Origin of the sequence: Bifidobacterium pullorum DSM 20433, assembly GCF_000771405.1 — a bacterium.
In the GTDB taxonomy this organism is placed as follows: domain Bacteria; phylum Actinomycetota; class Actinomycetes; order Actinomycetales; family Bifidobacteriaceae; genus Bifidobacterium; species Bifidobacterium pullorum.
On the sequence record NZ_JDUI01000018.1, the window covers coordinates 1 to 10,285 of the forward strand.

Sequence of the window (10,285 nt, forward strand, 5' to 3'; positions counted from 1 at the left end):
AAACACGCTCTTGAGTTCTCAAACCACCACCACACCAGCAAGCTTCCTCATCTCTTGGAGAGGAGGCCGCCGTGCTGAGCAGCGAAATATGAATTTACCCCGATGCGCCCCTCATTGCAAATCGGAGGCCGCGAAGACCTAAGGAACCGTTGAAATCACACGGTTCCTTCGGCGTGTCGCAATCGGCCCTTTTTGGCCGTTTCCACTATCAGGATATCGTGGTTCCGCCGTGAAAATCGGACGCGGAACCGAAGTTCATCGGCGTGTCGCAGTGACGTAACCTTCCACGGCACCGGTGCTCAGCGTCGGTCGAACGGCACATAGTCACGCTGGCCGTGCCCCGTATACACCTGGCGCGGACGGCCGATCCTGGTATTCGGGTCGGCGAGCATCTCCCGATACTGCGCGATCCAGCCGGGGATGCGCCCCAATGCGAACAGCGTCGTGAACATCGCCGGATCGAATCCGATCGCACGATAGATCAGTCCGGTATAGAAATCGACGTTCGGATACAGGTGCCGGGAGACGAAGTACTCATCGTGCGAGGCGATGTCCTCCAGCTCGGTGGCGATGTCGAACAACGCCCGTTCGCCCGCCGGCAGATGCAGCGTATCCTCCCGTTCCAGTATCTTCTCCAAATACCCGCGTGCGATCGCGGCACGCGGGTCATACGACTTGTAGACCCGGTGCCCCAGTCCGGAGATGCGGTGGCCTTCGTCCTTGGCCCAATCCACGAATTCGCGGACCGTCTTGCCCGAATCGCGGATCGCCTCCAACTGACGCAGAACGGCCTCGTTCGCGCCGCCGTGCAACGGTCCGGACAACGCGTTGATGCCGGCCGCCACCGCCGAATACAGGTTCGCCTGCGCCGAACCGGCGATACGGACCACCGAGGTCGAGCAATTCTGCTCGTGGTCGGCATGGATGATCAGCAGACGGCCGAGCGCGTGCACATACAGCGGGTCGGATTCGAACGGCTCATACGGCACGGCGAAGCACATGCGCAGGAAATCGTCCACATAGCCGCGCGCGTAATCCGGATACAGCATCGGCTCATCGTGCCGGCGGCGGAAGATGTAGCTGACGATCGTGCGCGCCTTGGCCATGATATTGACCGCGGCCTCGTCCAACTGCTCGGGGTCGTCGATGCCGCAGGTGTCCGGATGGAATGTGGCCAGCGCGTTGATGGCGGAGGCCAGTACGCTCATCGGATGGGCGGAGCGGGGGAAGGACCCCATGAAGGTGCGGAAATCCTCGCCCACCATCGTGCGATGGTTGATCTTCGTGCAGAATCGCTCGTATTCCTCACGGTTCGGCAGCTCCCCCTTCTCCAGCAGCCACGCGACCTCGAGGAAGTCGGACTGCTCGCACAACTGCTCGATCGGATAGCCGCGGTACCGTAGAATCGAATTGTTGCCGTCGATGAAGGTGATCTTCGATTCACACTGCGCGGTGGTCAGGAACCCCGGATCGAGCGTCACCCAACCGTCGTTGCGCAGTTTCGACACCACGATGCCATCCGGTCCGGCCGTGGCCTTGACCACGGGGAGCGTGAAACTGGCCGAATCCACGTTGAGCTGTGCTGTTGCCATATGTGCGTGCCTTTCCTCGACTGCGTCCGGCCCGTACACGACGCCCCGCCGCGGACGGACCCGATTCCTGTTCCGTTATCACACCGTTTGGCTGGTTGCCGTCATGCCCCACGCCGGCGTATACGAGAGCCGGGGCGCGCTCATCGTAACAAACGTGAACGCACCCCGGCTCGGGTTGTCTTGACAGATGGCCATCCCAGGCGTTCGGTTACCTACGGCGACGCCCGGCGGCGGCCGTCACTCGTCGCGGGCGGTCAGGATGACCGGGCCGTTGTCCGTGATGGCGATCGTGTGCTCGCTGTGGGCGCCACGGGAGCCGTCGGAGGACTTGAGCGTCCAGCCATCCTTGGGATCCTGATAGATCTCGTCGGTGGTCTTGAGGAACCACGGTTCGATGGCGATGACCAGGCCCGGACGCAGCTTGTAGCCGTGGCGGGCCTTGCCGTCGTTGGGCACATGCGGATCGCCGTGCATGATATGGCCGACGCCATGGCCGCCGAACTCCAGGTTGATCGGGTATCCGTAGGAACGGGCCACGTCGCCCACGGCGCAGGACACGTCACCCAGGCGGTTGCCGGACTGGGCGGCGTCGATGGCGGCGGCGAGCGCCTCCTCGGTGCACTTGATCAGACGCAGGTCCTCCGGGTCCTTCTTCTCGCCGACCACGAAGCTGATGGCGGAGTCCGCCACCCAGCCGTCGACGCTGATCGCCAGGTCAAGGCTCAGCAGATCGCCGTCCTTCAACGCGTAGTCATAGGGCACGCCATGCAGCACGGCGTCGTTGACGGAGGTGCAGATGTAGTGGGCGAACGGACCGGTGCCGAAGTCGGGGGCGTAATCCACGTAGCAGGATTCGGCGCCCTTGCGGCTTTCGATGCGGCGACGCACGAAGTCGTCGATCTCCAGCAGGTTGGTGCCGACCTTGGTGGTCTTCTTCAGGTCGGCCAGGATGCCGGCCACGAAACGGCCGGCGGGCTTCATCGCTTCGATTTCCGATGGTGTCTTCAGTTCGATCATGCTTGATACCTTACTTCGCACGCCCAACATATGGACGTCATAGGAACGGACCGGTCCACCCGTAACGCCACGGCTCACACGGACTTCGGCGTACGGCCGAAGGTGAAGGCGCGGACGATGGACGAGACGCCCATCACCATCAACGCGATGCCGCCGAAGATCATCAGCCACATCGCCGAGCTCAGCGGCGCGAACAGGATGACCATGCCCGCGATCACCGACACGACCGCGTACAGCACGGCCCAGCCGGACTTGGGCAGCTTCCAGGATTCCAGCAGCGCCATGACGCCCTCCATGATCCAGCCGATGCCGACGACCAGCGTGATCATGACCAGCAGCGTGGCGCCGGACAACGCGGCGTTCTTCAGCACCACCACGCCGCCGATGGCCAGCAGCACGCCCACGAAGACGTTCAGCACGCGCCAGCCCGCCGGCAGGCCGAGTTCCACGATCGCCGAGACGACGCGGATCACGCCCGAGACCACGAAGTAGATGCCGAGGATGACGGCCGCGATGGCCAGCGTATGGCTCGGCCAGAACAGCAGCGCCAGACCGAGCACGACCGCGGCCACGCCGATGACGCCGTACAGGCCGCGCACCGCGTTCTTGGCCTGCTGCGGCAGCATCTCCTCGAACAGCTTGAACGGATCGGTCGGATACCCCTGGTAAGGCTGCTGGCCGTAAGGATTCTGGTCGTTGTAATTCGGATTCGACATCGGATGCTCCTTGCTCTTGTCGAAACGGTGCGAGATATCGCACCTGTCTTCTATGTTAGACACAGTGCCTAATTTCTTAGCCAACAGCTGAACGGCTCCTCCCCCGTTCCCCTTGACCGATGCCGGGAATGTCACCTTACGCGGATACTGTGGGGTTATGACTACAGCATTGGTTTCCGGACTGGATCCGGCATCGTTCTCCTCCGTCATCAAGCCCTCCCACGACCTGTTCCGTTATGTCAACGGTCCGTGGATCGACACCTACCGCCTCCCCGACGACCGCTCGCGCTACGGCGCGTTCGACAAGCTCGCGGAGGACGCCGAACGCCAGATCCACGACATCCTCGAGGACGAGCACGGCTGCACGGCGGTCAAGTCCAAGGCGCTCTACGACTCGTTCCTGGACACCGAGGCCATCGAGGCCGCGGGCATCGACCCGATCCGCGCGGATCTCGACGCCATCGACGGCGCCGCCGACAAGGCCGCGCTCATCCGCGTGCTCGGCACGCTCAACCCGACCGGCGGCCCCGACCTGTTCGAGATGGCCGTCTACGGCGACCCCGCCGACCCGGAGACCAACATCGCGCATCTGGCGCAGGGCGGCATCGGCCTGCCCGACGAGGCCTACTACCGCGAGGACCGCTACGAGCCGATCCGCACGGCGTACACGGCCATGGTGTCCACCCTGCTGAAGCTGGCCGACTACGCCGAGCATGACGAGGACGCCGACGCCGTGGCGCAGCGGTTCCTGGATGTCGAAACGCGCATCGCCGCGAACCATTGGGATGTGGTCGCCGTCCGCGACCCGCAGAAGACCTACAACATGACCTCGTACGCCGACCTGTGCGCGACGCTCGCCCATCTCGACATCGCCGCCTGGGCCGAGGCCTGGCAGGCGGCCTATGACGCGACGCCGGCGGGTGCCGCCCAGCCGGTGGACATGGCGGGCGTGCTCGCCAACACGAACGTCTGCGAGCCCAGCTTCTTCTCCGGGCTCGACGCGTTCTGGGACAAGGCCGATCTGGACGACCTCAAGCTGTGGGCCAGGGTGCACACGCTGATCGGTTGGGCCAGCGCGCTCGGCCAGCGGTTCGACGATGCGCAGTTCGAGTTCTACGGCAAGACCCTGTCCGGTGCCAAGAAGCAGCGCGACCGTTGGAAGCGAGCCGTGGCACTGGTCAACCGCGTCTGCGGCGAGGAGGTCGGCGAGGAATACGTGCGTCTGCACTTCCCCGAAAGCTCCAAGCAGCGCATGCAGGAGCTGGTGGCCAACCTCATCGGCGCCTACCGCGTCTCGATCACCAACAGCGATTGGCTGGGCGAGCAGACCAAGGCCAAGGCCCTGGAGAAGCTGTCCAAGTTCACCCCGATGATCGGCTACCCGGATCGTTGGCGCGACTACGCCGCGCTCGACATCACGCCCGGTGCCGGCCTGGTGGACAACATGAAGGCCGCCGGACTCTACGAGACCGGCTATCAGCTGGCCAAGGTCGGCAAGCCCGTGGACCGCGGCGAGTGGCTGATGAACCCGCAGACCGTGAACGCCTATTACGAGCCGTCGATGAACGTCATCGTGTTCCCGGCCGCCATCCTGCAGCCGCCGTTCTTCAACGCCGAGGCGGAGGACGCCGCGAACTACGGCGGCATCGGCGCGGTGATCGGCCATGAGATCGGCCATGGCTTCGACGACCAGGGCAGCCAGTACGACGGCGACGGCAAGCTCAACAACTGGTGGACCGACGAGGATCGTGCGAACTTCGAAGCCCGCACGAAGGCGCTGATCGAGCAGTACGACGCCTTCGTGCCCACGCAGCTGCAGGAGAAGTACGCCGACGATCCGGAACAGGCGCCACATGTCAACGGCGCACTGACCATCGGCGAGAACATCGGCGACCTGGGCGGCGTCGGCATTGCGCTCAAGGCCTACGCCATCGCGCTCGACAAGGCCGCGGGCAAGGAGAACGACGGCACCCCCGAGTCCATCGCCGCCGCACTGGAGCAGGCGCCGGTGGTGGACGGATTCACCGGACTGCAGCGCTTCTTCCTGAGCTATGCGTCGATCTGGCGCACCACGCAGCGCGACGAGTTAGCCGAGCAGTACCTGCAGATCGATCCGCACTCCCCCGCCGAGTTCCGCACCAACGGTATCGCGCGCAACGTGGATCTGTTCTACACGGCGTTCGAGGTCAACCCCGGCGACCCGATGTGGCTGGCGCCGGACCAGCGCGTGCGCATCTGGTGAGCCGATCCACCCAATGCCGGCCGTAAACCGGCATGAGCTAGAACGCGGAGCCGGCGAACTCGTCCTGATCGGATTCGGGAACGGGCTCGCCGGCTCCTTCCATATCCGATTCGGACGGTTCAGCTCCCCGGTCGCCCGTCGGCTGCCCCGCCCCCGGCTCCGACATCGCGGACGCCGTGACGCCGCCGGCACCGGACGTGTCGATCCGCACCGGTTCCGCCGATCCCGAGGGAGGGACCGAGGGCGCTGCATACGGGTTGACGCCGACGCCCTGCGAGACCGGGCGGACCTCGGAGCCTTCCGTCCCCTGCTCCCCGCGCGGCATACGCTCCGTTTTATGGAACATCGCGGTGCCGCCGTTCAGGTCATGGCCCACGCTGGACGCCTCGACCACCAGTCGGCTCCGCTCCGTATTATCCTGCGTCCACATCTCCGTGTTCAGCTGCCCCGCCACAATAACCGGGTCCCCTTTGCGCACCGACCGATGCACATGCTCCGCCAGACGGCGGAAGGTCTTCACCGTCACCCATGTCGTCGGGAAACTATGCCAGACACGCTCCGCGTCGTAGTATCCACGGGTGCACCCCAACCGAAACGAGCACAATACGCTCCGTCCCTTGCCGAACAACGCGGGATCGTTGCCCACATACCCGACAATGGTGACCATCCCCATCTGCACCATGTCCCAGCCCCTTTCCTATTGCAGTGGACCGCATGAACCACGGCGCGGCGGCGCGGGAACCGAGGTGGAGGGAGAGATAAGGAGCGTCCCGCCGTCGCCGCACCGTGGCTCATCGGTGGTTCCACTATGCGTCCGGACACCGCCCGCAGGCAACGCCAAGGCGGCGCGGTGGACGCAGACTCCGATGTCGGGCGTGTTGTGGATAACTCCGGTGCATAACCGGCGCCGTATCCACATATTCGCCGTTTCGACGACGCGAAGGCGTCCCCTATCCCCCGAACGGACCCCACACATGCAGGCAGCCCCTCTTCCGAAGTGGAAGAGGGGCTGCAAGTCAACGCACGGCAAGCGTCACATCAGTGCCACGAGCCTGTCGGCGAGCGCCTGGGCGGCGTCGGCGGCCGGCACGGCCTCGGAGTCGCCGGCGGCACGCCCGCGGATCTCGATGGTGCCGTTGTTCACGGTGTCTCGTCCGGCGACGGCGATCAGCGGCACGCCGATCAGCTCGGCGTCCTTGAACTTGACGCCCGGGGACACCTTCCTGCGGTCGTCGTACAGCACCTCGATGCCGCGCTCCTCCAGTTCGGCGACCAGCTTCTCGGCGGCCTCGAACGCGGCCTCGTCCTTGCCGGTGGCCATGACGTGCACCTGCGCGGGCGCCACGATGGCCGGCCAGACCAGGCCCTTGTCATCATGGTGGGTTTCGGCGATGCAGGCGAGCACGCGGCTGACGCCGATGCCGTAGCAGCCCATCCACACCGGTACGGTCTTGCCGTTCTGGTCCAGCACCTTCAGGTCCAGGGCCTTGGAGTACTTCAGACCCAGCTGGAACACCTGGCCGATCTCCACGCCGCGCTCGAAGCTCAAGGGGCCGGAGCCGTCCGGGCTCATGTCGCCATGGCGCACCTCCACGGCCTCCACGGTGCCGGTGGCCTCGAAGTCGCGGCCGTACACGGCGTGGAACGTGTGCTTGCCCGGCTCGTCGCCGCCGATGATCCATTCGGAGCCGCGGGCCACGTGCGCGTCGATGAAGAACCGCACCGGTTCGGCCACACCGGCGGCCTCGGCCTGCTTGCCGAACATCATCGGGCCCATGTAGCCGGCCACGAGCTCGGGATGGGCCTTGAGGTCCTCCTCCGTGGCCTCCTCCAGCTCGGACGGGGCGAATTGCGCCTCCAAACGCTTCATATCCACCTGGCGATCGCCCGGCACGGCCACGGCGATGACCTCGCGCCACGGCTTATCATGGTCCTCGTCCTCGGCGTGCAGCACGGTGACGGCCACGGTCTTGAGCGTGTCGGCGGCGGTCCATTCACGGCCGTCCTCACGCAGGTACAGACGATTCGCGGTCTCGACCAGCGCCTCGATGGTCTTGGAATCCGGGGTTTCGCGCTTGACCATGGCGGGGGTGGCCGAGCAGTCGACCTCGGGCACCTCGGGCGTGGTCAGCGCCTCCACGTTCCAGGCCTTGCCGGACGGGGCGAGCGCGAACGTATCCTCACCGATCGGCATCGGCGCCAGGAACTCCTCGGAGGCCGAGCCGCCCATCGGGCCGGACATGGCGAACACCGGGATGTACTTCAAGTCCAGACGGTTGAACACGCGCTCGTAGGCGCCGCGCTCATCCATATAGGCCTGCTTCATGCCCTCCTCGTCGATGGTGAACGAGTAGGCGTCCTTCATCACGAACTCGCGGCCACGAATCAGACCGGCGCGCGGACGGAACTCGTCACGGTACTTGGTCTGGATCTGGTAGAGCGTCACCGGCAGGTCCTTGTACGAGGAGTACAGGTCCTTGACCAGCAGCGTGAACATCTCCTCATGGGTCGGGGCCAGCAGGTAATCGGCCTGGTGACGGTCCTTCAGACGGAACAGGTTCTCGCCGTACTCCTCCCAACGGTGGGTGGCCTCATACGGTTCGCGCGGCAGCAGCGCCGGGAAGTGCACCTCCTGCGCGCCGATGCCGTCCATCTCCTCGCGGACGACGTTCTCGATCTTGTTCAGGACACGCAGGCCCAGCGGCAGCCACGTCCAGATGCCAGGCGCGGTCTTGCGCACGTAGCCGGCGCGCTGCAGCAGCTTGGCCGAATCGACGTCGGCATCGGCGGGGTCCTCGCGCAGCGTGCGCAGGAACAGCGTAGACATACGAAGTGCTTTGGAACTCATGCGTTCCAAGGTATTCGCGCGAGGGGACAAGCCGGGGCACACCAAGACCGGGAGCCGGTCAGCGGCCCATATGCTCCTCCATATCCTCGATCTGCTCCTCCAGCTCCTCGCGGTTCAGGTCGAACGGCGGGTAGACGACGATCGGCAGCATCAGCAGGCAGCCGACCAGGTAGAACACGTCCGCCAGCGGGAACAGCGAGAAGAACCCCACCGTGTTCGGGATCAGGATGCCGATGCACACCACGGCCATGCCGACCGGCGGCAGCGTGGCCCACACCCAGCGGTTCGGGGCGCCATCGCCGTCCTTGCGCCGCAGCGAATCCATGTAGATCGGCACGATGAACAGCAGGCCGCCGATGATCATCAGGATGTCGGTGAGCTTGACCGTGCCCCACGCCGGCATGCCCGGCATCTGGAACATCAGGAACACCGCGAACAGGATCAGCAGGCCGATTGTGGACCACACATACGTCAGACGCTTCATGGCAAGCCTCCCTTCACCGGCGAGGCGAACGCCCGCCGGCAGCCACGGACGGCACCGCCATTGGCACCGACCGTCATCGGTATCGGTATGTTCATCCTAGCCGACGAACCGTCAAACCGGCGACGCCACACACCCCGAACGCCTGCGACTGTCCCCTCCCCGACGACATACCGCTTCTTGTGATACCGTAGGTGTTGTTGGGCATCTGGTTCACTGAGGGGGCAATGATGGCGAATCTCAGAACAACGACGATTGCGGGGATCACCGCGGCGCTTGTCTCGCTCGTCCTCGTCGGCGGCTGCGGAACGAATCCCTGCGCCGGCAACAGCGCCAAGTCGGCGACTCCGGAGTGCCTGGTGAGCCAAAACGCCGAAATCGATCTCGTTGTTATCGATGAAACGGCCTACTCTCGGGGCGACATCATTCCCGGCATCGAAGACAGCGAGCTCGGTGATCGGATCGGCACCGTGGAACGTACCGGTGTAACCGATGACTTCCAGGATTGGGACGCCACGGCACTGCCTGTCGGAACGGAAGTCTATTCCAGTCCGTCATCCAAGACCGAGGTCATCGTCCGAACCGATGACGGCTATGTGCAGTATCTCAAAATGGTCGAGGGATAGGCTTAGGGCGTTGCCGGAATCACCACTCAACCGTTCGCAGCCGCACTATGCAAACGTGCGACGGCTTCCGCAGGGGTGATCGCGGGCACAGGCGAATCCTTGAAATCCTTCACGTTGTTGGTGACGATGAGGTCCGCATGTTCCCTGACCGCGATGGCGGCGACAAACGAGTCCTCGGGGTCCTTAAACCCATATGCCAATCCTTGCAAGATTGTCGCCTCGTCGAGGGCCGCAACCCGGCAGAGGCCCATGCACATGGTCAGAGTTTTCACAGCGGTATCGCGGTCGCGGTTTTTCTCCACGATATACAAAATCGTGCCCGCACTGTGTGCCGGCATCAGCAGGGTCATGTCGCCGCGGTGCGCCAGTTCGAGGGTCCGGGCGGATGCATGGCACATCGGTTCACGGGCCAGAATGACATCGATGAACACGTTGGTATCGATCACTATCTTCATTGACGCGCCTCCCGATAAGCCTTCCAATCATGCTCGTCGGCAGGGCCGGAGCCGATGCCCATCAGCGATGCCACATCGCCCGATAACGGCGCGGGGTTCGTCGCCGCAGTCAACGCGTCGAGGTAATCCCCAACGATGGAGGACAGGCTTCGCCCCGCGCGTTCGGCGTACTGCTTGCCGGCGGCGGCGGTCCCGCGGTTGATGCTCAACGTCAGTTTGGTGAGATCAGACATCCCGTCCTCCTTATACGTATATATTGTCCATTATATACGTATTCCGACGTTCGTCATAATGTTTGAGCGTGAAAT

General features: G+C 64.4%; 10 protein-coding genes. 2 read left to right on the forward strand and 8 right to left on the reverse strand.

Annotation, left to right across the window (positions count from 1 at the left end):
• Positions 1-299: 299 nt before the first annotated feature.
• The 3 genes from OU11_RS08365 to OU11_RS08375 form a co-directional block, all read right to left on the reverse strand.
• Entirely contained in the window at positions 300-1,592 is a 1,293-nt protein-coding gene (locus OU11_RS08365; protein ID WP_033516118.1) for a citrate synthase, read from the reverse strand.
• A gap of 237 nt (positions 1,593-1,829) precedes the next feature.
• Positions 1,830-2,609: a type I methionyl aminopeptidase gene (gene map, locus OU11_RS08370; RefSeq protein WP_033516120.1), complete on the reverse strand. Its 780-nt coding sequence runs from the start codon at positions 2,607-2,609 to the stop codon at positions 1,830-1,832.
• A 74-nt stretch (positions 2,610-2,683) separates the two neighbouring features.
• Positions 2,684-3,325, reverse strand: a complete 642-nt coding sequence (locus OU11_RS08375; protein WP_033516122.1) for an HdeD family acid-resistance protein — start codon at positions 3,323-3,325, stop codon at positions 2,684-2,686.
• A gap of 157 nt (positions 3,326-3,482) precedes the next feature.
• Here OU11_RS08375 and OU11_RS08380 point away from each other — a divergent pair, with 157 nt between their 5' ends.
• A complete protein-coding gene (locus OU11_RS08380; protein ID WP_033516124.1) occupies positions 3,483-5,567 on the forward strand; it encodes a M13 family metallopeptidase in 2,085 nt (694 codons plus the stop codon).
• 37 nt (positions 5,568-5,604) lie between these two features.
• Here OU11_RS08380 and OU11_RS08870 read toward each other — a convergent pair whose 3' ends face one another.
• The 3 genes from OU11_RS08870 to OU11_RS08395 form a co-directional block, all read right to left on the reverse strand.
• Complete coding sequence (locus OU11_RS08870; protein ID WP_052122801.1) at positions 5,605-6,249, reverse strand: single-stranded DNA-binding protein; 645 nt, start codon at positions 6,247-6,249, stop codon at positions 5,605-5,607.
• Positions 6,250-6,600: 351 nt separating this feature from the next.
• Entirely contained in the window at positions 6,601-8,415 is a 1,815-nt protein-coding gene (locus tag OU11_RS08390; protein ID WP_223224142.1) for a proline--tRNA ligase, read from the reverse strand.
• Between the two features lie 58 nt (positions 8,416-8,473).
• A complete protein-coding gene (locus tag OU11_RS08395) occupies positions 8,474-8,899 on the reverse strand; it encodes a hypothetical protein (RefSeq protein WP_033516127.1) in 426 nt (141 codons plus the stop codon).
• A gap of 224 nt (positions 8,900-9,123) precedes the next feature.
• Between OU11_RS08395 and OU11_RS08400 the strand changes: the two genes are divergently transcribed.
• Positions 9,124-9,522, forward strand: a complete 399-nt coding sequence (locus tag OU11_RS08400) for a hypothetical protein (protein ID WP_033516129.1) — start codon at positions 9,124-9,126, stop codon at positions 9,520-9,522.
• 26 nt (positions 9,523-9,548) lie between these two features.
• On the opposite strand, the gene OU11_RS08405 is transcribed toward OU11_RS08400, so the two are convergent.
• Positions 9,549-9,977, reverse strand: coding sequence for a type II toxin-antitoxin system VapC family toxin (locus OU11_RS08405; RefSeq protein WP_033516131.1), 429 nt, complete (start codon positions 9,975-9,977; stop codon positions 9,549-9,551).
• Positions 9,974-10,210 (reverse strand): DUF6364 family protein, encoded by a 237-nt coding sequence (locus OU11_RS08410; protein WP_033516133.1) that lies wholly within the window; start codon positions 10,208-10,210, stop codon positions 9,974-9,976. Before OU11_RS08410 ends, OU11_RS08405 begins: the two co-directional genes overlap by 4 nt.
• Positions 10,211-10,285 lie beyond the last annotated feature (75 nt).